Origin of the sequence: Paracoccus lutimaris (genome assembly GCF_003337565.1) — a bacterium.
In the GTDB taxonomy this organism is placed as follows: Bacteria; Pseudomonadota; Alphaproteobacteria; order Rhodobacterales; family Rhodobacteraceae; genus Paracoccus; species Paracoccus lutimaris.
Map to the genome: position 1 here is coordinate 449,337 of NZ_QPJL01000001.1, position 20,300 is coordinate 469,636.

The 20,300-nt window shown below is 65.0% G+C and carries 22 protein-coding genes and 1 pseudogene; 12 read left to right on the forward strand and 11 right to left on the reverse strand.

From position 1 onward, the window contains the following. Window positions 1–36 precede the first annotated feature (36 nt). Window positions 37–1,767 carry a BCCT family transporter gene (locus DFP89_RS02085; protein ID WP_114347708.1) on the reverse strand — a complete coding sequence of 577 codons (1,731 nt, stop codon included), beginning with the start codon at window positions 1,765–1,767 and terminating at the stop codon, window positions 37–39. Window positions 1,768–1,957: 190 nt separating this feature from the next. Between DFP89_RS02085 and hisB the strand changes: the two genes are divergently transcribed. Both hisB and hisH read left to right on the forward strand, forming a co-directional pair. Next, window positions 1,958–2,545 (forward strand): imidazoleglycerol-phosphate dehydratase HisB, encoded by a 588-nt coding sequence (gene hisB / locus DFP89_RS02090; protein ID WP_114347709.1) that lies wholly within the window; start codon window positions 1,958–1,960, stop codon window positions 2,543–2,545. Further along, on the forward strand, window positions 2,545–3,174 hold the full coding sequence (gene hisH / locus DFP89_RS02095) for an imidazole glycerol phosphate synthase subunit HisH (RefSeq protein WP_114347710.1): 630 nt from the start codon (window positions 2,545–2,547) through the stop codon (window positions 3,172–3,174). The genes hisB and hisH overlap by 1 nt, the downstream gene beginning before the upstream one ends. Before the next feature lie 71 nt (window positions 3,175–3,245). Here hisH and DFP89_RS02100 read toward each other — a convergent pair whose 3' ends face one another. Next, the gene (locus DFP89_RS02100; protein ID WP_114347711.1) at window positions 3,246–3,632 is read right to left on the reverse strand and encodes a DUF2147 domain-containing protein; all 387 of its coding nucleotides are present in this window, start codon (window positions 3,630–3,632) and stop codon (window positions 3,246–3,248) included. 180 nt (window positions 3,633–3,812) lie between these two features. Between DFP89_RS02100 and hisA the strand changes: the two genes are divergently transcribed. From hisA to DFP89_RS02115, 3 genes are read left to right on the forward strand one after another with little or no spacing between them, the layout of a single operon-like run. Next, complete coding sequence (gene hisA / locus DFP89_RS02105; RefSeq protein ID WP_114347712.1) at window positions 3,813–4,529, forward strand: 1-(5-phosphoribosyl)-5-[(5-phosphoribosylamino)methylideneamino]imidazole-4-carboxamide isomerase; 717 nt, start codon at window positions 3,813–3,815, stop codon at window positions 4,527–4,529. A gap of 27 nt (window positions 4,530–4,556) precedes the next feature. Beyond that, window positions 4,557–5,318 carry an imidazole glycerol phosphate synthase subunit HisF gene (gene hisF / locus DFP89_RS02110; protein ID WP_114347713.1) on the forward strand — a complete coding sequence of 254 codons (762 nt, stop codon included), beginning with the start codon at window positions 4,557–4,559 and terminating at the stop codon, window positions 5,316–5,318. After that, window positions 5,315–5,626 carry a phosphoribosyl-ATP diphosphatase gene (locus DFP89_RS02115; RefSeq protein ID WP_114347714.1) on the forward strand — a complete coding sequence of 104 codons (312 nt, stop codon included), beginning with the start codon at window positions 5,315–5,317 and terminating at the stop codon, window positions 5,624–5,626. Before hisF ends, DFP89_RS02115 begins: the two co-directional genes overlap by 4 nt. A 2-nt stretch (window positions 5,627–5,628) precedes the next feature. On the opposite strand, the pseudogene DFP89_RS20640 reads toward DFP89_RS02115, so the two are convergent. Both DFP89_RS20640 and rnd read right to left on the reverse strand, forming a co-directional pair. Beyond that, window positions 5,629–5,754, reverse strand: a pseudogene (locus DFP89_RS20640) (IS3 family transposase); the annotation flags it as partial. Between the two features lie 477 nt (window positions 5,755–6,231). Further along, on the reverse strand, window positions 6,232–7,404 hold the full coding sequence (gene rnd, locus DFP89_RS02125) for a ribonuclease D (RefSeq protein WP_181870222.1): 1,173 nt from the start codon (window positions 7,402–7,404) through the stop codon (window positions 6,232–6,234). A gap of 217 nt (window positions 7,405–7,621) precedes the next feature. On the opposite strand from rnd, the gene DFP89_RS02130 reads away from it, so the two are divergent. Then, window positions 7,622–8,077, forward strand: a complete 456-nt coding sequence (locus tag DFP89_RS02130) for a hypothetical protein (RefSeq protein WP_147273258.1) — start codon at window positions 7,622–7,624, stop codon at window positions 8,075–8,077. 18 nt (window positions 8,078–8,095) lie between these two features. Here the strand turns inward: DFP89_RS02130 and tgt are convergent, their stop codons facing one another. Together tgt and DFP89_RS02140 are read right to left on the reverse strand one after the other, a co-directional pair. Next, window positions 8,096–9,226 carry a tRNA guanosine(34) transglycosylase Tgt gene (gene tgt, locus DFP89_RS02135; protein WP_114347717.1) on the reverse strand — a complete coding sequence of 377 codons (1,131 nt, stop codon included), beginning with the start codon at window positions 9,224–9,226 and terminating at the stop codon, window positions 8,096–8,098. Between the two features lie 43 nt (window positions 9,227–9,269). Continuing rightward, complete coding sequence (locus tag DFP89_RS02140; RefSeq protein WP_114347812.1) at window positions 9,270–10,028, reverse strand: GNAT family N-acetyltransferase; 759 nt, start codon at window positions 10,026–10,028, stop codon at window positions 9,270–9,272. A gap of 107 nt (window positions 10,029–10,135) precedes the next feature. Between DFP89_RS02140 and msrB the strand changes: the two genes are divergently transcribed. After that, window positions 10,136–10,525 (forward strand): peptide-methionine (R)-S-oxide reductase MsrB, encoded by a 390-nt coding sequence (gene msrB, locus DFP89_RS02145; protein ID WP_114347718.1) that lies wholly within the window; start codon window positions 10,136–10,138, stop codon window positions 10,523–10,525. 72 nt (window positions 10,526–10,597) lie between these two features. Here msrB and DFP89_RS02150 read toward each other — a convergent pair whose 3' ends face one another. Further along, window positions 10,598–11,053, reverse strand: a complete 456-nt coding sequence (locus DFP89_RS02150) for an outer membrane protein assembly factor BamE (protein WP_114347719.1) — start codon at window positions 11,051–11,053, stop codon at window positions 10,598–10,600. Between the two features lie 114 nt (window positions 11,054–11,167). Between DFP89_RS02150 and DFP89_RS02155 the strand changes: the two genes are divergently transcribed. Further along, window positions 11,168–11,698: a YceD family protein gene (locus tag DFP89_RS02155; protein WP_114347720.1), complete on the forward strand. Its 531-nt coding sequence runs from the start codon at window positions 11,168–11,170 to the stop codon at window positions 11,696–11,698. A gap of 1 nt (window position 11,699) precedes the next feature. On the opposite strand, the gene betA is transcribed toward DFP89_RS02155, so the two are convergent. The 3 genes from betA to betI form a co-directional block, all read right to left on the reverse strand. Then, entirely contained in the window at window positions 11,700–13,352 is a 1,653-nt protein-coding gene (gene betA / locus DFP89_RS02160; RefSeq protein WP_114347813.1) for a choline dehydrogenase, read from the reverse strand. Window positions 13,353–13,436: 84 nt separating this feature from the next. After that, window positions 13,437–14,894 carry a betaine-aldehyde dehydrogenase gene (gene betB / locus DFP89_RS02165; RefSeq protein WP_114347721.1) on the reverse strand — a complete coding sequence of 486 codons (1,458 nt, stop codon included), beginning with the start codon at window positions 14,892–14,894 and terminating at the stop codon, window positions 13,437–13,439. Next, window positions 14,891–15,460 carry a choline-binding transcriptional repressor BetI gene (betI, locus tag DFP89_RS02170; protein WP_114347722.1) on the reverse strand — a complete coding sequence of 190 codons (570 nt, stop codon included), beginning with the start codon at window positions 15,458–15,460 and terminating at the stop codon, window positions 14,891–14,893. The genes betB and betI overlap by 4 nt, the downstream gene beginning before the upstream one ends. Window positions 15,461–15,590: 130 nt before the next feature. Here betI and choX point away from each other — a divergent pair, with 130 nt between their 5' ends. The 3 genes from choX to choV all read left to right on the forward strand — a co-directional run bounded on the left by choX (window position 15,591) and on the right by choV (window position 18,550). Beyond that, window positions 15,591–16,544: a choline ABC transporter substrate-binding protein gene (choX, locus tag DFP89_RS02175; protein ID WP_114347723.1), complete on the forward strand. Its 954-nt coding sequence runs from the start codon at window positions 15,591–15,593 to the stop codon at window positions 16,542–16,544. A gap of 106 nt (window positions 16,545–16,650) precedes the next feature. Then, on the forward strand, window positions 16,651–17,502 hold the full coding sequence (gene choW / locus DFP89_RS02180) for a choline ABC transporter permease subunit (protein ID WP_114347724.1): 852 nt from the start codon (window positions 16,651–16,653) through the stop codon (window positions 17,500–17,502). Continuing rightward, window positions 17,495–18,550: a choline ABC transporter ATP-binding protein gene (gene choV / locus DFP89_RS02185; RefSeq protein ID WP_114347725.1), complete on the forward strand. Its 1,056-nt coding sequence runs from the start codon at window positions 17,495–17,497 to the stop codon at window positions 18,548–18,550. Before choW ends, choV begins: the two co-directional genes overlap by 8 nt. Before the next feature lie 175 nt (window positions 18,551–18,725). Here choV and thyX read toward each other — a convergent pair whose 3' ends face one another. Continuing rightward, the gene (thyX, locus tag DFP89_RS02190) at window positions 18,726–19,631 is read right to left on the reverse strand and encodes an FAD-dependent thymidylate synthase (RefSeq protein ID WP_114347726.1); all 906 of its coding nucleotides are present in this window, start codon (window positions 19,629–19,631) and stop codon (window positions 18,726–18,728) included. Window positions 19,632–19,784: 153 nt separating this feature from the next. On the opposite strand from thyX, the gene DFP89_RS02195 reads away from it, so the two are divergent. After that, complete coding sequence (locus DFP89_RS02195) at window positions 19,785–20,213, forward strand: VOC family protein (RefSeq protein WP_114347727.1); 429 nt, start codon at window positions 19,785–19,787, stop codon at window positions 20,211–20,213. The last annotated feature ends 87 nt before the right edge of the window (window positions 20,214–20,300 follow it).

Genomic DNA, 20,300 nt, shown 5'->3' on the forward strand with positions numbered 1-20,300 from the left:
GAACGGGCGGAATGTCCCGCCCGTTCAAGGCGCAGATCAGCCGGTGGCGATCTCGCGCCGTTCGTCCATCAGGCCGCGGATGATGGCCCAGACCGCGCCCAGAAGCACGATGGTAAAGGGCAGCCCGGTCGAGACCGCCATGGCCTGCAACGCGGTCAGCCCTCCCCCCAGAAGCAGGGCGATGGCGACCAGCCCCTCGAAGCCGCACCAGAAGATGCGCTGCGGCACCGGTGCATGCACCTTGCCCCCGGCCGAGATGGTGTCGATCACCAGCGAGCCGGAATCCGACGAGGTGACGAAGAACACGATCACCAGAATGATGCCGATGAAGCTGGAGATCTGGTGCAGCGGCAGCTGGCCAAGCATCTGGAACAGTTGCAACTCCAGCGCGGCATCGGCCACACCCCGGAAACCGGCGGTATATTCCGAAATCGCCGTGCCACCCATCGCCGTCATCCACAGGACCGAGATCAGCGAGGGCACGATCAGCACCGCCGTCAGGAACTGCCGCACCGTGCGCCCGCGCGAGACCCGCGCGATGAACATGCCGACAAAGGGCGACCAGCTGATCCACCACGCCCAGTAGAACGCCGTCCAGCCCTGCCGGAAATTATCATCCGTGCGCCCGAAGGGATTGGACAGCGGGATCAGATCGCGGGCATAGGCCCCGAGATTGCTGAAAAACCCGGTCAGGATCGCCAAGGTCGGCCCGGTCAGGATCACGAACAGCAACAGCCCGAAAGCCAGCAACATATTGGCCTCGGAGAGGAGTTTCACGCCCTTGTCGACCCCCGCCACAACGCTGATCGTGGCGACGCCGGTGATGATCAGGATCAGCACGATCTTGGTGGTCATGCCGTCGCTGATCCCGAACAGGAAATTCAGCCCGGCCGTCGCCTGCTCGGCGCCAAAGCCCAGCGAGGTGGCGAGCCCGAAGATGGTGGCAAAGACTGCAAGGATGTCGATGACATGCCCCGGCCAGCCCCAGACGCCCTCGCCGAAGATCGGGTAAAACACCGAACGCATGGTCAGCGGCAGGCCCTTGTTATAGGAAAACAGCGCCAGGGCCAGCGCGACCACGGCATAGATCGCCCAAGGATGCAGACCCCAGTGAAAGATGGTCGCGGCCATGGCCAGACGCCGCGCGCCCAGCTCATCGCCCGCCGCGCCGTCCAAAGGCGCCCAATCGGTGCGGATGCCGTTTTCGACCGTGGGTCCACCAAGCGCGGCCTGAAAATGCCCCATCGGCTCGGCCACGCCGTAAAACATCAGCCCGATGCCCATGCCGGCGGCAAACAGCATCGCGAACCATCCGGTCAGCGAGAAATCGGGCGTGGCCTCGGGGCCGCCCAGACGCACGCGGCCAAGCGGCGACAGGATCAGCGCAAGGCAAAGCAGCACGAAGACATTGCCGGCCAGCATGAAGAACCAGTCGAGATTGCCGGTCAGCCAGCCGCGCATGCCGGTGAAAAAGGTCTCGACGCCGCTGGGCTGGGCCACGCCGTCGATTGGGGGCACGGCCGTCAGATATTGCAGCGCGACGGTGCCAAGGGTGAAGATCACGATGGCCACCGCCGAAATGGCGAAAACCGGGTTATGAACGTCGAAGGGGATGCGACCGGCGCCCTGGACATTGTCCTGACCGATCTCATAGGGGGTTTCGATGACCGCTGTCGGGCCTTCGGGGGCGGGAACGGCCTCGACTTCGGCCTCCCCGTCTTCGGTTGCGATTGCAGCGGTCAAGCCGCTGGACGTGGGATCGCTCATAGGCGCTCCTTTCCTGGTTGTTCGTCTCCATCACGGTACGGCGTGACGCCGCGGAAAGACGCGACCATATATCACCGACCCGTGAATTCCCACCCCTACCCCGGATTTTCGGCCCGCGGCTTTTCACCCCCGCGCCCGCGTCCTATAAGGCGCAAGGCCCGCAAGGGGCCGGCATGAGGAGAGACGCCAGATGCGCCGCGCAACCATCACCCGCAAGACCGCCGAGACCCAGATCGAGGTCACGCTGAACCTTGACGGGACCGGGGTTTATGACAACCAGACCGGCGTCGGGTTCTTCGACCACATGCTGGACCAGCTGTCGCGGCATTCGCTGATCGACATGACCATCCGCGCCACGGGCGATCTGCATATCGACGACCACCACACGGTCGAGGATACCGGCATCGCCATCGGTCAGGCGCTGACCGCCGCGCTTGGCGACAAGAAGGGCATCCGCCGCTATGGCAGCTTTCACCTTGCCATGGACGACGCGCTGATCCGCGCCGCGCTGGACCTGTCGGCGCGGCCCTATCTGGTCTGGAATGTCGATTTCCCGACGCAGAAGATCGGCACCTTCGACGTGGAACTGGTGCGCGAGTTTTTTCAGGCGCTGGCGACCCATGGCGGCATCACGCTGCATGTGGACCGCATCCACGGGCTGAATTCGCATCACATCGCCGAAGCCGCCTTCAAGGCCGTGGCCCGCGCGCTGCGCGAGGCGGTCGAGCCCGATCCGCGCATGGCGGGCGTGCTGCCCTCGACCAAGGGGGCACTTTGATGCGGGTGGCGCTGGTCGATTACGACAGCGGCAACCTGCATTCGGCGGAAAAGGCCTTCGCGCTGATGGGCCGCGAGACCGGGGCCGAGGTGATCGTCACCTCGGATCCCGAAACGGTGCGCGCGGCCGACCGGATCGTCCTGCCCGGAGACGGCGCATTCCCGGCCTGCCGGGCGGCGCTGGACGCGGTGCCCGGAATGGTCGAGGTGCTGCGCGAGGCGGTTCTGGACCGGGGCGTGCCCTTCATGGGCATCTGCGTCGGCATGCAGATGCTGGCTGATCTGGGCCATGAATATCGCGAAACCGAAGGCCTGGGCTGGATCGGCGGCGAGATCGACGCCATCCGCGCGCCGGATCTGAAGGTGCCGCATATGGGCTGGAACGACCTCGCGGTCCTGAACCCGCATCCGGTGCTGGAGGGGATCGCCTCGGGCGATCACGCCTATTTCGTCCATAGCTGGCAGTTTCGCGTCACGGACCCCGCGCATCTCTTGGCCAGTGCCGATTACGGCGGGCCGGTGACGGCGGTGGTGGGGCGCGACAATATCGTCGGGACCCAGTTCCATCCCGAGAAATCGCAGGATGTGGGCTTGCGCATCATCGCGAACTTTCTGCGCTGGAAGCCCTGAAGGCGCGGTCGGACCGGGGGATTTCCGCCCCCGGACCCCCGAGGATACTTGCGTGAAGAAGAAGCCGGGACTTATTTCACGCGGGTCCAGGTCTGGGTCTTGCAGAAGACAGTGACGCAGCCCGAGACGCTGAGCGTCTTGCCGTCGAGCTGCATCTTGGACTTGTAGGTCTTGTCGGCGCCCGGATCCCAGATCGTGCCGCCCGAGAACTTGCCATTGCCGTCCTCACTCATGTTGGCGACGATGTTCTTGCCGGTGTTCGGGCTGCTGATTTCCTTGCCGGCCTTGTCAAAGCTGCGGATCAGCTTGCCGCAGAACTTGCCGCCGCAATCATAGAATTCCACGAAGCCGACATTGCCGTCGTCATTCGCCTGGGTCTGGAAGATGCCGGAAATACCGTCGGCATGGGATGCCGTGGCAGTCAGCGCCAGAATGGCGGCAAGCGTCAGTTTTTTCATGGTGATTCCCCCTCCCCGGGGATTGTGTGATCCGGGGCAGAATGGGGGCGGCGATTTCCCGCGATCAAGTCTGACGTGGGGGCATATTGTGGGGCATTGCGGGGGATTGCCGGGCCGGCCGGGGGTTTCGGATCGCGGCGGGCTGTGGCAAAGGGGGCGCAAGCTCAAGGGAGAGACGCGATGATCCTTTACCCCGCCATCGACCTCAAGGACGGCAATTGCGTGCGGCTGCTGCGCGGCGACATGGAGGCAGCGACCGTCTTCGGCAGCGATCCGGCAGCGCAGGCACGTGCCTTTCAGGATGCGGGCGCCGAATGGCTGCATCTGGTCGATCTGAACGGCGCCTTCGCCGGCAAGCCGGTGAACGCGGCCGCCGTCGAGGCGATCCTGGCCACCATTACCGTGCCCGCGCAGCTGGGCGGCGGCATCCGCGACATGGCCACCATCGAAACCTGGCTGGAGCGCGGGCTGTCGCGGGTCATTCTGGGCACCGTCGCGGTCGAGAACCCGGCCTTGGTGCGCGAGGCAGCGATGGCCTTTCCCGGCAAGATCGCCGTGGGGATCGACGCCCGCAATGGCCGCGTCGCGACGCGCGGCTGGGCCGAAGAGACCAATATCATGGTCACCGATCTGGCGCGGCAGTTTCAGGACGCGGGCGTCGCCGCGATCATCTATACCGATATCGAACGCGACGGCGCCATGCAGGGGCCGAATGTCGGCGCGACCGAGGCTTTGGCGCGGGCGGTGAACATTCCGGTCATCGCCTCGGGCGGGGTCAGTTCGATGACCGATCTGGAGGCCCTGCGCGACACCGGCGTCATTGCCGGGGCGATCTCGGGCCGGGCGCTTTACGATGGCGCGCTGGACCTGCGCACGGCGCTGAAGGCGCTGGCCTGACGGCGCGCGGCAAGGTAGAACGGCAGCATGCTGAAAACCCGTGTCATTCCCTGTCTGGATGTCGCCGATGGCCGCGTGGTCAAGGGCGTGAACTTTGTCGATCTGGTGGACGCAGGCGACCCGGTCGAGGCCGCACGCGCCTATGACGCCGCCGGTGCCGACGAGATCTGCTTTCTGGACATCCATGCCACGCATGAAAACCGCAGCACCATGTTCGATCTGGTCACCCGCACTGCCGAGGCCTGCTTCGTGCCGCTGACCGTCGGCGGCGGCGTACGCAGCCATCACGACGTGCGTGCGCTGCTGCTGGCGGGCGCGGACAAGGTCAGCTTCAACTCGGCCGCCGTGGCGAACCCGGATGTGATCGCCGAGGCAGCCGACCGGTTCGGCAGCCAGTGCATCGTCTGCGCCATCGACGCCAAGACCGTGGCGCCGGGCAAATGGGAAATCTTTACCCATGGCGGCAGAAAGCCCACCGGCATCGACGCGGTCGAATTCGCGCGCCTTGTCGCCGCCAAGGGCGCGGGCGAGATCCTGCTGACCAGCATGGACCGGGACGGAACCAAATCGGGCTTCAACCTGCCTTTGACCCGCGCGGTCGCGGATGCGGTCAACATTCCGGTCATCGCCTCGGGCGGGGTGGGCGCGCTGGAACATCTGGCCGAAGGCGTGCTGGAGGGCCATGCCTCGGCGGTGCTGGCCGCCTCGATCTTTCACTTCGGCACGTTCTCGGTGCGCGAGGCCAAGGAACACATGGCCGCAGCAGGCATCCCGGTGAGGCTGACATGAGCGCATTGGAACGGCTGGCCGCGACCATCGCCGAACGCAAGGGCGCGGACCCGGACACAAGCTGGACCGCGAAGCTGCTGTCCAAAGGCCCGGAGAAATGCGCCGAGAAATTCGGCGAGGAAGCCGTCGAGGCGATCATCGAGGCGGTCAAGGGCGACCGCGACAAGTTGGTCAGCGAGGCGGCGGATGCGCTTTACCACCTGCTGGTGATGCTGGCCGCGCGCGACCTGACGCTGGCCGATGTCGAGGCAGAGCTGGACCGGCGCGAAGGCCGCTCGGGGATCGCGGAAAAGGCCGCGCGAGGGTAACTGATCTGGCTCGGACGGACGTCGAAATCCTGCGTCAACTCGATCAGCGTCTTCTCGCCCCTGAATACCGCCACAGCCACTTTCGCCTTGAATGCACGGCTGTGGTTCCGGTACCGGCCTCTAGCCATGGCCTTTTCCTCGCCTGCAATATCGCGCTGGCGCTGCAAGGAACGTCCACTCATCCCGGCTGTTCAGATTTTCCCGTTCGCATCTGTCAGGCGTCATCGCATCAGAAGTGAGTGGCTCGGTTGCGAGTCCTGACCGGACCGTCGGTCTAGAACCAATATCGATTCATCTGTTTCAAGAACTCAGGCCTTGTCACCTGACAGCCCGAAGCATCACCGATGACTGAATCTATGCCACAGCGCGGACATAGTGCGGTTCTTCCTTCGTCGCACCAGTCTTCGATCTCAGCGGAAAAAACACCGAGCAGCAGTAGAAGCAGCCGCATTGCAGGCTGGTTTCAAGCTCGGATCGATGATTGGCACAATGTGCATGAGCAGCTTTGACGTCATTCTCCATGACCGAACTAGCCTTGCACTCTTTTGCCTTTGCCAGCGGCATCTATGTCCGCCAAGCACGCGCCCCATCGGCCCGCGCCGCCCCTAGCGCGGGACCTCGACCACCTTAACCGCACCGTCCTGTGCCGAAAGCGCAATCTCGCCCGCAGCAAGGCGCAGGGCGTCATTGCCGAAAACCTCGGCCCGCCAGCCATGCAGGGCCGGCATGTCGCGCCCGCCCGAGGCAAGGGCATCCAGATCGGCAGCCGAGGCGATCAGCCGCGCGGCCACGCCCGCCGCATCGGCCTTGGCCTTCAAGAGCACGCGCAGGAGTTCCGCCAGCGCCGCATTGCCGGGGCGGCCCGGCTCATCCGGGGCGGGCTTGGGCAGATCGCGCGTCTCAAGCCCAGCCTTGACGGCGGCCAGGATTCCGGCGGCGATATCGCCGCGCCGCCCCTCGCGCAGAAGCAGGCGCGACTTGGCCAGATCGGCCTCGGTCACAGGCTTGGTCGAGGCCAGCTCGATCAGCGCGTCATCCTTGTAGACGCGCGAGCGGGGAACGTCGCGTTCCTGGGCATAGGTCTCGCGAAAGCGGGCCAGCTCGCGCACCACCGCCAGAAAGCGCGGTGAGCCGGAACGGGTGCGGATCCGCTCCCATGCCTCGTCGGGGCGGGTGATATAGGTCTCGGGGTTCAGCAGCACGGCGGCCTCTTCCTCAAGCCATGGCGCGCGGCCGGTCTTTTCGAGCTGGGCGGCCAGATATTCGTAGATGGCGCGCAGATGCGTCACATCGGCCAGCGCATAGGTGGCCTGCGCCTCGGAAAGCGGGCGATGCGACCAGTCGGTAAAGCGCGAGGATTTGTCCAGGGGCTGGCGGGCGATCTTTTTCACCAGCGTCTCATAGCCGACCTGTTCGCCAAAGCCGCAGACCATGGCGGCGATCTGGGTGTCGAACAGCGGATCGGGAAAGACGCCGGCATCGTGGAAGAAAATCTCCAGATCCTGCCGCGCGGCATGAAAGACCTTGACCGTCGGCTGGTGCCGGAACAGGTCGTAAAGCGGCTCAAGCGACAGGCCCTCGGCCAGAGGGTCGATCAGCACCGCCGGCCCGCCCGCCGATTTCGGCCCCGAGGCCGGGGGCAGCGCCGCCTGAATCAGACACAGCCTGGAATAATAGGTCCGTTCACGCAGGAATTCGGTGTCGAGCGTGACATAGGGCTGCGCCTTGGCCAGCTCGCAGAACTCGGCCAGTTCGGCGGTGGTGGTGAGGGTGCGGATCTCGGACTTGCGGCCGGTGGGGGCGTCTGCGGGCATTGCTTGCTTTCAAGGGCGGCGGGTTGTCCGCCATCGATTCCGTCCCGGGCTTAGCGAAGGTAGACAGAAATTCAAGACATTCCCGTGTCACGGGCACAGCTTATCCCGGACCCTGTGCCCGCACTGCCGCGAATCGGGGGCTGTGGTGTCATGGTCAAAACCCCAACGAAGGGAGCACACGATGACTAGCCGACTGACCACGATGCTGATCGCCTGCCTTCTGCTGCCGCTGCCGGCCCTGGGCTGGGATCTGCACAAGCAGCGCGATTCCGTCACCACCTCGCAGTTTTCAGGCCAGTATATCCTGACCATGCATTGCCGGCGGGGCAGCAACCAACTGGAGTTCAACCTGCATGATCAGACGTTGCGCGGCGATCTGTTCCGAGGCGTCCGGACGGTGATGATGTGGATCGAGGCCCCGGACGGGCGGATGGACAAATGGTCCTCGGCTGTAAGCCCCGAAGGGCCATCGCTCAGCGGCCTGTTCGTGGTTTCGTCGTATACGCTCGACTTTTTCGGCAATGCCAAGTCCATGTCGATCGTGGAAAATTCGGGCAGCCGCAGGGTGCTGTTTGAATCGGACATGAAGGGCACCGGCGCCGCCCGCATCGCCTTTCGCGAACGCTGCGGGGTCTGAGCGCCGGGCATCCGGCGTTTACAGCGGCGCGATATCGCCCCCGGCGCGCTGCGCGTGGAAATCGGCAACGAAGGCATCCAGCCGCCCGCCGGCGATGGCATCGCGCATCCCCTGCATAAGCTCTTGGAAATAATGCAGGTTGTGCCAGGTCAGCAGCATCCCCGAAATCATCTCGCCCGAGCGGAAGACATGATGCAGATAGGCGCGGGAATAGCCGGTGCAGGCCGGGCAGGTGCATTCGGCATCCAGCGGGCGCGGGTCGTCGGCATGGCGGGCGTTCTTGATATTGACCTGACCGCGGCGCGTCCACGCCTGCCCCGTCCGCCCCGAGCGCGAGGGCAGCACGCAATCCATCATGTCAACGCCGCGCTGGACCGCGCCGACGATATCGTCGGGCTTGCCCACGCCCATCAGATAGCGCGGCTTGTCCTGCGGCAGGAAGCCCGGCGCATAGTCGAGAACGCCGAACATCGCCTCTTGCCCCTCGCCCACGGCAAGGCCGCCGATGGCATAGCCCTCAAAGCCGATGGCTTTCAGCGCCTCGGCGGATTCCTCGCGCAGTTCGCGGGTGACGCCGCCCTGCATGATGCCGAACAGCGCGTGGCCGGGACGGTCGCCAAAGGCGTCGCGCGAACGCTGTGCCCAACGCATCGACATGCGCATGGATTTCGCGACTTCCTCCTCGGTCGCGGGCAGCGCCGGGCATTCGTCAAAGGCCATGACGATATCCGAGCCAAGCTGGCGCTGGATTTCCATGCTGGTTTCGGGCGACAGGAAATGTTTCGAGCCATCGACATGGCTGGCGAAGGTCACCCCCTCTTCGGTCAGCTTGCGCAACCCGGCCAGGCTCATCACCTGAAAGCCGCCCGAATCGGTCAGGATCGGGCGCTGCCAGTTCATAAAGCGGTGCAGCCCGCCCAACCGGGAGACGCGCTCGGCGCCCGGACGCAGCATCAGGTGATAGGTATTGCCCAGAAGGATATCGGCGCCGGTGGCGGCGACCGATTCGGGCAGCATGGCCTTGACCGTGGCGGCGGTGCCCACGGGCATGAAGGCGGGGGTGCGGATATCGCCGCGCGGCGTCTGGATGGTGCCGGTGCGGGCGCGGCCATCGGTGGCCGCAACGGAGAAGGAGAATCTGTCGCTCATGGCCCGGCACATAGGGGTTTTGGCGGCCGGATGCAAAGCCGCGTTACGCCGCCGCCGCGCGCAAGAGTTTCGCCCGGGCCGGGGGAATGGCGCGGATTTCCAGCCCGGTAAAGACATGCAGCGTATCGAGCTGGCGATCCACCACCGCATGGTCGCTGACCCAGCCCCCCATCGCCAGATAAGAGCGCAGCAAGGGCGGCATCCCGGCCATGGCGGCGCGCGGATCAGGCGTCTTCAACCGCAATGCACGGGCAAAGCGAAACACCTGCGGCGCCTTGACCCGGGGCAGCCAGTGCCTGGGCGCCAGATGGCGCTCGCGCAGCATGGCAAAGGCGTCCTCATAGCCCCGAACATCAGTGCCCATGAAGCTTGAGCAGCCAAACAGCATCTCGATATCCTGATCGTCGACATGCCGTGCCAAGGCCGCCCAGGCCAGACGCAGGATATCGGGGTCGGACCATTCGGGATGGATGCAGAAGCGGCCGATCTCGACCATCCTGCCGCTGAACCCGCGAAGCCGGGACAGATTGTAATGGCGCGCGGCATAGCTGTCGCCGATCTCGGCCCCGCCAGCCAGCGTCAGCATGCGGAAACAGGCGACCAGCTGCCCGAAGGCGCGGTCGCGAATCAGCACGTGCCAGCAGCGGTCGTCATAATCATCGGCATCCAGCTGGCCGCCCTCGGCCGTCCCGCCCTGCCGCGCGCCGATGAAACACAGCCAGCGCAGGCGCTGCGCCTCGCGGATTTCGCTGTCGTCAGCGGCGATGCTGACCTCGTATCGCCCCCTGGCCCATGCCATGATGGTCCCCTGCCTGACCGATTGGCGGCCCGGAAATGGCGCGCCTGACTTGTTCACATACGTCTTGCGCCTATCTTGTAACAGCAGCGCAACAGGAAAGAAGGCCGAAGATGTCTGAGCGTATCACCAAGACCGATGCCGAGTGGCGCACCGAGCTGGATCCCGAGACCTTTCGCGTGACGCGGCAGGCGGGAACCGAGCGGCCCTTCTCGCATCCCGGCTTTCCCAACGGGCCGGGCCATTACGACTGCGTCTGCTGTGGCGCGCGGTTGTTCGACGGGGATGCCAAGTTCGAAAGCCATTGCGGCTGGCCCAGCTTTTCGCGCGCCGGCGGCAAGATCGACGAGCATCGCGATACCAGCCACGCGATGATCCGCACCGAGGTGCGCTGCCATGTCTGCGATGCGCATCTGGGCCATGTCTTTCCCGACGGCCCACCACCCACGGGGCTGCGCTATTGCATCAACGGCGTGGCGCTGCGCTTCGTCCCCGAGATCTAGGCGGATACCGGGGCGGCGGCAGGTCCTGCCGCCGCCCTGCCCCGAAAACCCGGCCAGAAACTCCGTTCCGGATCAGTCGGTCAGAAGATCGCCCGCCTGAACGCGGCCGACATTGCCCATCAGCTGGCGGATCAGGCCAAGGCTGGTGACACCGGTATCGGTCACCCGGCGCGACAGCACCACGACCTGACCGCGCTCAAGCCCGAAGCGCTCGACATTGGTCACCGTGCTGGATTCGTCGAAGCTGACCGCGACAACCTGACGGTTCACCTCGCGCGGTTGGCGCGGGCCATAGAACTCCCAACGCGAGCCGACGTAATACCAGCCAGAGCCGGCCAGCAGGCCCTGCGCCGAGGGTTTGCCGATCAGCCCCTCAAGGTCGCCCTGTGTGGTCTGGCCCACGACGACCTGGGCCAGATCCTCCTCGGGGGGGATATAGCCGTGATTGCGATAGGTCGCCGTACAGGCAGCAAGGGCAAGAGGCGCAGCCAGTGCAAGGGCCACGATCCGCCGCCGGGAAATCTTCATCGTCACTTTGTCCCTCTATGCGCCTGTTGACGCCGCCCGAACGGCTTAGCAAACTCGCGGCCCGCGCTCAAGAATATCCAGACCAAGGGCGGATTTGCCCGCGAAAGGCTCCAGATGACCGAATCGAAACCATCGCAGACCCGCTTTCGCGTGGCGCATCTGAACCCGCGCCAGCCGACCGAGTTCACCCTGAGCCCCGATGCGCCCGCCCGTGCGGCCCTAGCCAACGAGCTGGGGATCAGCGCCCTGCACAAGCTGCGTTTTTCCGGTCGCATCCGCGCCATCGACGGCGATGCCTGGGCTGTCGAAGGCCGGCTCGAGGCGCGCGTGACCCAGCCCTGCGTGGTCACGCTGGCCCCGGTCACCACCGATCTGGCCGAGGATGTCGCGCGCATCTTCTCGCCCCATGTCGCGACACCCGAGGGCGACGAGGTCGAGATGCCCGACGATGAAATCGAGCCCTTGGGCCAGTTCATCGACCTTGCCGCGATCATGGCCGAAGAGCTTTCGCTGGCGCTGCCGCTATACCCCCGCGCCAAGGGTGCGGCGCTGGACGCAGCCCCCGAACCCGGCGAAGATGCGGAAACCCGCAAGCCCTTCGCCAATCTCGCCGAGCTAATGAAGAACGGCAAGAAACCCTCGTAAGTCACGCGGAACGCTGGCTTTCCTGCCAGTCCGCCGGCATCTCCGGCCCCAAATTCAATGGTGCCAGCATGCCCTTGCCAAGGATGTGATCGGCGGCCTTTTCGCCGGTCATGATCGAGGGTGCGTTCAGGTTGCCATTGGTCACGCGCGGAAAGACCGAACTGTCGGCAACGCGCAACCCCTCGACCCCGATCACCCGCAATTCGGGATCGACCACGGCCAGCGGATCGCCCGCCCGCCCCATCCGCGCCGTTCCGCAGGGATGAAAGGCCGATTCCGCATGTTCGCGAATAAAGTCATCAATCTGGGAATCGCTGACAACCCCTTCGCCAGGCTGGATTTCATGCCCCTTGAAATCCGCAAAGGCGGTCTGGGCAAAGATCTCGCGGGTCAGGCGCACGCAGGCGCGGAACTCGGCCCAATCATCGGCATGGGACATGTAGTTGAAGCGGATCTCGGGCGCTTCACTCGGATCAGCGGATTTCAGCCGCACCGTGCCCCGCGATTTCGAGCGCATCGGCCCGACATGGACCTGAAAGCCATGACCCTCGGCCGCGGCCTTGCCGTCATAGCGCACCGCCAGCGGCAGGAAATGATATTGAATATCAGGATATTCCACCCCGGCGGCCGAACGGATGAAGCCGCAGCTTTCGAACTGGTTCGAGGCGCCAAGCCCGGTCCCCGTCGCCATCCATTGCGCTCCGATCGAGCCTTTCCCCCACAGGTTCCAGTGCTTGTAAAGCGTGATCGGCTTGGTGGCGGTATATTGCATATAGACCTCAAGATGGTCCTGCAGATTGCCGCCAACGCCGGGCCGGTCAGCCAGAACCTCGATCCCATGCGCGCGCAGATGCTCGGCCGGGCCGATCCCCGACAGCATCAGAAGCTTGGGCGTATTGATCGAGCTGGTGGCAAGGATCACCTCAATACCCGCTCGGAAAATATTGATACCACGCGCATTTCTGACCTCGACTCCAACGGCGCGCCCATCCTCGAAAACGACGCGCTGCGCCAGCCCGCGCCGCAGCCGCAGCAGCTTCGTTTCCAGCGCCGGACGCAGATAGGCATTGGCCGCCGACCAGCGCCGCCCCTCCCAGATCGTCGCCTCCATGGCGCCGAATCCCTCCTGCCGGGCGCCGTTATAATCCTCGACCGTCGGATAGCCGGCCTCGCGCCCCGCCCGGATAAAGGCGTTGAACAGCGGATTCTTGCGCGAGCCGCGCGTCACATGCAGCGGACCTTCGGTGCCACGATAATCGCTGACCGCGCCATGCGAGGTCTCCATGCGCTTGAAATAGGGCAGAACATCGGCGTAAGCCCAACCATCCGCGCCAGATTCCGCCCAGAAATCAAAGTCCTTGGCGTGGCCTCTGACAAAGACCATGCCATTGATCGAACTTGAGCCGCCCAGCACCTTGCCGCGCGGCGTGACCAGCCGGCGCCCGCCCAGATGCGGCTCGGGCTCGGATGAAAACCCCCAGTCATAGCGGCGCATGTTCATCGGATAGCTCAGCGCCGCCGGCATCTGGATGAAGGGCCCGATATCCGAGCCGCCATATTCGATCAGATCGACGCGCTTTCCGGCCATGACCAGCCGATAGGCCAGCGCACAACCGGCCGAACCCGCCCCCACAATGACATAATCCGGCGTCATGCCCGCCCCCATGCGCGGCAGGCCGCGGATTTCTTCTTCATCCAAATATCCATGCCACCCGTGCCACGGGCGCGGCGCTGCCCATCAGTAAGGCGCATCGACGCCTCCCATCCCGACATAGACGGATTTCAGCTGCGAATAATGCTCGATGGCGGCGGCCGAGTTCTCGCGCCCGATCCCCGACAGCTTCACCCCGCCAAAGGGCGCCTCGACCGGGGTCAGGTTATAGGCGTTGATCCAGGTGGTCCCAGCCTGCAACGCAGCGGCCACACGATGCCCGCGCGCCAGATCGCGGGTAAAGACCCCCGCCGCCAACCCGTAATCGGTGGCATTGGCGCGCGCCACAGCCTCGGCTTCGGTGGCGAAGCTCAGGACCGACATCACCGGGCCAAAGATTTCCTCGCGCACGATGGCCATCTCGTCCGTGGTGTCGGCAAAGACCGTGGGCGGCACGAAGGCGCCCTCGCCCGGGCCGCCACAGACCAGCCGCGCGCCCTCGGCCAGCCCGCTCTGGACGGCGGCGCGGATTTTCGCGGCCTGCGCCGGGCTGACGATGGGGCCGTGCTGGGTCGCCTCATCCAGAGGATCGCCGACACGGATGCCGGCCACCCGCGCGGCCAGCCGCTCGAGAAAAGCGGGCAGGATCCCTTCCTGCACGAAAACCCGCGTTCCGTTCGAACAGATCTGCCCCGAGGAATAAAAGTTCGCCAGCATCGCCGCACCCACCGCATCCTCAAGGCTGGCATCGTCAAAGACGATCAGCGGCGACTTGCCGCCCAGCTCCATCGTCACATGGCGCATGCCAGCCGCCGCCGCCGCATAGACCTTTTGCCCCGTCGGCACCGAGCCGGTCAGCGAGACCTTGGCCACGCGCGGATCGGTGACCAGAGCCGCCCCCACCGCGCCGCGCCCCTGCACCACATTGAAGATACCCGCAGGCAGCCCGGCCTCGGTAAAAATATCGGCCAGTTTCAAGGCCCCTAGCGGCGTTTCCTCACTTGGTTTAAAAACCATCGCATTACCCATGGCCAAGGCCGGCGCGGCCTTCCAGCAGGCGATTTGGCTGGGATAGTTCCAGGCGCCGATGCCGGCGCATACCCCCAAGGCCTCGCGGATCGTATAGACGAAATCGCCGCCCAGCGGGATGGTCTGGCCGGTCACCGTGGGCGCCAGCCCGCCGAAATATTCCAGCGCATCCGCCCCCGAGGGCCAGTCGGCGACGCGGGTTTCCTGAATGGGCTTGCCGGTATCCAGCGTCTCCAGCCGCGCCAGTTCCTCGGCGCGCTCGCGGATGATCTGGGCGGCGCGGATCAGCACCCGGCCACGCTCGACCGGGCGCAGCGCCGCCCAGACGGGCTGGGCCGCCTCGGCCGCCATGGTCGCCTGCGCGACCTGCGCGGCGCTTGCCTCATGCAGGGTGGCGATCACCTCGCCGGTATAGGGGTAATGGACCGGCAGCGCCGCCCCCTCGCCCTCGACAGGGGCGCCATTGATGTAAAGGCTGGCCTTGGGCTGGGCGGAAAGCGGGGAGGATTGGCTCATGGCAGCACCTTTTGCAGATAGTCCAGAATAAGGCCCTCGGCAGTCGGGCCATCGAGTTCGGTTGACAGCACGCCGCGCAGGTAAAGCCCGTCGATCAGCGCCCCCAGCGTCAGTGCTGTGGCCGGGGCATCGGCCCCGACCAGCGGCCGCAGGCACAGCACCAGATTCGAGCGGAGCCGGCGGTGATAGACCCGCAAAAGCCGCGCGGCATCCGCGTCAACCAGCGCCAGCGCATAGAAGTTCAGCCATGCGGCAGCCGTCTCACGCTCAAAGTTCATGCCGCCAAAGCTGACATGGATGATGGCGAAAAGCCGCTCGCGGGGCGTATCCGCGCCCTTCAGCGCCTCACGCGAGGCATTGCCGTATTGCGTCAGGATATGGCGCATCGCCGCCAGAAAGATGCGTTCCTTGGACCCGAAATAGTGATGCGCCAGAGCGGTGGACATGCCCGCCTCGCGCGCGATCTGCGCCACGGTGACGTCCAGAGAGCCCTTGCGACCCACTGTCACGATCGCGGCTTTGATTAATGCCGCCTTTCGGATAGGTTCAGCGCCAAGTTTGGGCATGAAAGTACACCGTTTTTTGCCGAGTGCGCCGTTTTCGGGCAGGAAGTCCGCAGCTAGCTGATCTTTGATTGACTCGTCAATCAAAGAAAGCCTTAATCGACTGACCCGTCAAGACAACAGGGAGAACAAGATGACATTTCGCCGCAGCACCGCCCTTCTTGCCGCCGGCCTCGGCGCCGCAATCGCGACCGCAGGTGCCACCCATGCGCAGGAACCGATCGAGTGCCGCAAGGTCGTCTTCTCGGATGTGGGCTGGACCGATATCAGCGCGACCACCGCGCTGGCCTCGACCGTATTGCAGGCGCTTGGCTACCAGACCGAGACCAAGATCCTGTCGCTGCCGGTGACCTATACCGCCATGGCCAAGGACGATGTGGACGTGTTTCTGGGCAACTGGATGCCGAGCCAGGAAAACGACATCAAGCCCTACCGCGATTCGGGCACGGTCGAGGTGCTGCGCACCAACCTGACCGGCGCGAAATACACGCTGGCCACCAACAAGGCCGGCGCCGATCTGGGCATCGACGATTACGCCAAGATCGCTGCGCAAAAGGACGCGCTGGAAGGCAAGATCTACGGGATCGAGCCGGGCAATGACGGCAACCGACTGCTTCTGGACATGGTGGCGCAGAACAAGTTCGACCTTGGCACCTTCGAGATCGTCGAAAGCAGCGAACAGGGGATGCTGGCGCAGGTCGCCCGCGCCGACAGCGCCGGCAAGCCGGTGGTGTTTCTGGGCTGGGAGCCGCATCCGATGAACAGCCAGTTCAAGCTGACCTATCTGGCCGGCGGCGACGAGATCTTTGGCCCCGATCTGGGCGGCGCGCGCGTCGATACCAATGTGCGTGCGGGCCTTGCCACCGATTGTCCCAATCTGGGCAAGTTCCTGCAGAACCTCGAATTCACCCTGCCGATGGAAAACGAGGTCATGGGCCTGATCCTGAACGATGGCGAACAGCCCGCGGATGCGGCCAAGAAATGGCTGAAAGCCAATCCCGACGCGGCGACGCCCTGGCTTGCGGGCGTGACCACCACCGAGGGTGGCGATGCCGCCGCCGCGCTGACCGAAGCGCTGGATCAGTGATCTTTTGGCGGGGGCAAGAAGCCCCCGCCCTCATTCGCTGGCCAGAGCGGCCGCGACCCGCGCCAACTGACGCCCATCGGAACGACAGGCAGAAAGACAATGACGCATGGACCAACTGACTGAGCTTTTGACCGGGACCAAGATCCCGGTCGGCAAGACCGCAAAAGCCCTGTTCGACTGGCTGAACCTGCACGCAGCCGCCTTTTTCAACTTCATCTCGGGGCTTCTGGACGGGCTGATCGGCGCCATCCTGAAGGTTCTGGAATTCCCGCATCCGCTGGTGTTTACCGCGCTGGCCGTGGCGCTAACCTGGGCCCTGCAGCGCAGCTGGCAGACCTGCCTGCTGGTGGCGTTGGGGTTCCTGTTCATCCTCAATCAGGGCTATTGGGAAGAAACCATGCAATCGCTGACGCTGGTCCTGTCGGCCTGCGTGGTCTGCATGGTGATCGGCGTGCCCATCGGCATCGCCGCCGCCCACCGGCCCCGGCTTTACGCCTGGATGCGGCCGGTTCTGGACCTGATGCAGACCCTGCCCACCTTTGTCTATCTGATCCCGGCCATCGTGTTTTTCGGCATCGGCATGGTGCCGGGGCTGATCGCGACGGTGATCTTTGTGCTGCCGGCGCCGATCCGGCTGACGCATCTGGGGATCAGCTCGACCCCGACCGCGCTGGTCGAGGCCGCCACCGCCTTTGGCGCCACGCCCCGCCAACTTCTGTGGAAGGTCGAGTTGCCAAGCGCGCTGCCGCAGATCATGGCCGGGCTGAACCAGACCATCATGCTGTCCTTGTCCATGGTCGTCATCGCGGCGCTGGTCGGGGCCTCGGGGCTGGGCGTGCCGGTGGTGCGGGCCCTGAACAGCGTCAACACCGCGCTGGGTTTCGAAAGCGGTATCATCATCGTCGTGGTCGCCATCATGCTGGACCGGATGCTGCGCGTAAGGGGTCGCAATGACTGAGCGGAACGCCGTCGAATTCGACAATGTCAACATCGTCTTTGGCGAGGACCCCCATGCCGCCCTGCCGCTGATGGATCAGGGTCTGGCGCGCGGCCCGATCAAGGCGGAAACCGGGCAGGTGCTGGGCGTCCACAACTGTTCGCTTTCCGTGCGCGAGGGCGAGATTCTGGTTCTGATGGGGCTTTCCGGCTCGGGCAAGTCCACGCTTTTGCGCGCCGTAAACGGCCTCAACGCGGTCTGCCGGGGCGAGGTCAGGATCTGGGACGGCAATGGCATGGTCTCGGTCACCAATGCATCCAGCACCGAGTTGCGCCGCATCCGGCGCGAACGCATCGCCATGGTCTTCCAGCAATTCGGCCTGCTGCCCTGGCGCTCGGTGCGCGAGAATGTCGGGTTGGGGCTGGAACTGGCCAATGTCCCCCCGGCCGAGCGCCGCAGCCGCGTCGATGCGCAACTGGCGACGGTCGGGCTGACCGACTGGGCGGATCGCAAGGTCGGCGACCTGTCGGGCGGCATGCAGCAGCGCGTGGGTCTGGCGCGCGCCTTTGCGACCGAGGCGCCGGTCTTGCTGATGGACGAGCCCTTCTCGGCCCTTGACCCGCTGATCCGCACCCGCCTGCAGGACGAATTGCTTGAGCTGCAAAAGCAGGCGCAGCGCACCATCGTCTTTGTCAGCCACGATCTGGACGAGGCGTTCCGCATCGGCAACCGCATCGCCCTGATGGAGGGCGGCCGCATCGTGCAGGTCGGCACCGCGCGCCAGATCATCGCCAACCCGGTCAATGCCTATGTCGAGGATTTCGTGGCCCATATGAACCCGCTGGCGGTGCTGACCGCCGAGGATGTGGCCGAACCGGCGGCCGCCGGGGACATCCCCGCCGATCATGCCCTTGTCGACCGCGAAACCCCGGTGCGCGAGCTGATCCGGCTGATGACCGAAACCGGCGCCGAGGCGCTGGCCCTGCAGGGCGGTGGCCGGGTGACGCGGCTAAGCCTGATGACGCGGCTGGTCAGCACGCCCGCTGGCGGTGGCGCGAGCGAGCATTAGGGACAACGCGGGCCTGCGGATATGCGCCGCAGGCCGCGCATTTGCCATGTCACGGCGCGGGGTCCTCGCCCGGACATCCGCCGGATGGGCAATCGTCGCCCCTTGATCGGCCTATTTCAGACGCTGGCGGGCGCGGATCGCCTTTGGTGCCGACAACCGCCCCTCCGGGGATGGGTTATCCCCAAAGCCCCTCGAATTCGCGCCATTCGCCCTTGCTCATGCCGCTGTTTTCCTCGGTGACGGTTTCGCCGGCCAGACGGCGTTTCAGAACCTCGACGCCTTTGCCCGAGAGCTGCACCCCGCCCAGACGGTAATCCTCGAAGGCGGCATAGGCGAAGGGCACCCAGTCGCGCACGATGTCGCACATCGCATTGGCATAGGCGCGGATCTCGTATTGGGCGTGGCTGTCGGCGCGCAGGCGCAGGAAATGGAACAGGTTGTGCAGGTCCACCTTCCAGTACCATTGCGTATAGACATTCGCCGGCAGGTTCATCCGCGCCAGCTCGCGCGCAAGGCCCTTCTGGCCGTCCTGGCTCAGCATCGATTCGTAATGGTCATAGCTGCGCATCGCGTCCTCGCGCAGCAGGTCAAGGACACGCGCGGCTTCCTCTCCCTCCAGCAGCTCGCCGCGGCCCTGACGGTTGACGGCCGATTGCGCCGAAAGATGCTCGGGCGCGGGGATGTAGAATTCGCGGTCAAGGATCGAATAGCGCGCCGAATATTCGTTCACATTCGCGGTGCGGTGGCGGATCCATTGCCGGGCGACAAAGACCGGCAGCTTGACGTGGAATTTCACCTCGCACATCTCGAACGGGGTCGAGTGCCAATGCCGCATGAGATAGCGGATCAGCCCCTCGTCGGTACTGACCGATTTCGTGCCGCGCCCATAGCTGACCCGGGCGGCCTGAGTGATCGCGGCATCATCGCCCATATAGTCGACGACGCGGATCAGCCCGTGATCCAGCACCGGATGCGCCAGATACAGGTGTTTTTCCATCCCCTCGGACACGGCGCGCAGGGTGGGGCGCGGATTGGCGCGCTGCTCGTCGATTTCGGCCTGTTGTTCGGGGGTAAGCGGCATGGCGGAATCCTTGGCTTGTATGGGCATATCTTGTGGCACTTGTGCGCGCGCCAATCAACCGGCTGTATCGTCGCGGGCGGCCGGCGCTGCACCGGTTGCGGGGGCGGCCAAGGGATGCCAAGCTGCACCCAGACCATTGCAAGGGGAACAGGAATGACGATCCGCTATCTGCACACCATGGTCCGCGTGCTGGATCTTGAAAAGAGCATGGAGTTCTATCGCCTTCTGGGGCTTGAGGAAATCCGCCGCATGGACAGCGAACAGGGCCGCTTCACGCTGGTCTTCATGGCGCCGCCCGGCCAGCCGGAATGCCCGGTCGAGCTGACCTACAACTGGGACGGAGATGCGGGCCTGCCCTCGGACAGCCGGCATTTCGGCCATCTCGCCTATCGGGTCGCCAATATCTATGAGACCTGCCAGAAGCTGATGGATGCGGGCGTGACCATCAACCGGCCGCCGCGCGACGGGCACATGGCCTTTGTGCGCAGCCCCGACAATGTCTCGATCGAGATCCTGCAAGAGGGCGCGCATCTGCCCCCGCAAGAGCCCTGGGCCGGCATGGCGAATACCGGCCATTGGTAATACCGCCGCCCCCCTGCCCGGCACACGATGGACAAGGTGGCGCGGTCCGGCAGATAGCCCCGGGCCGGCCGGTTTCGACCGCTGACC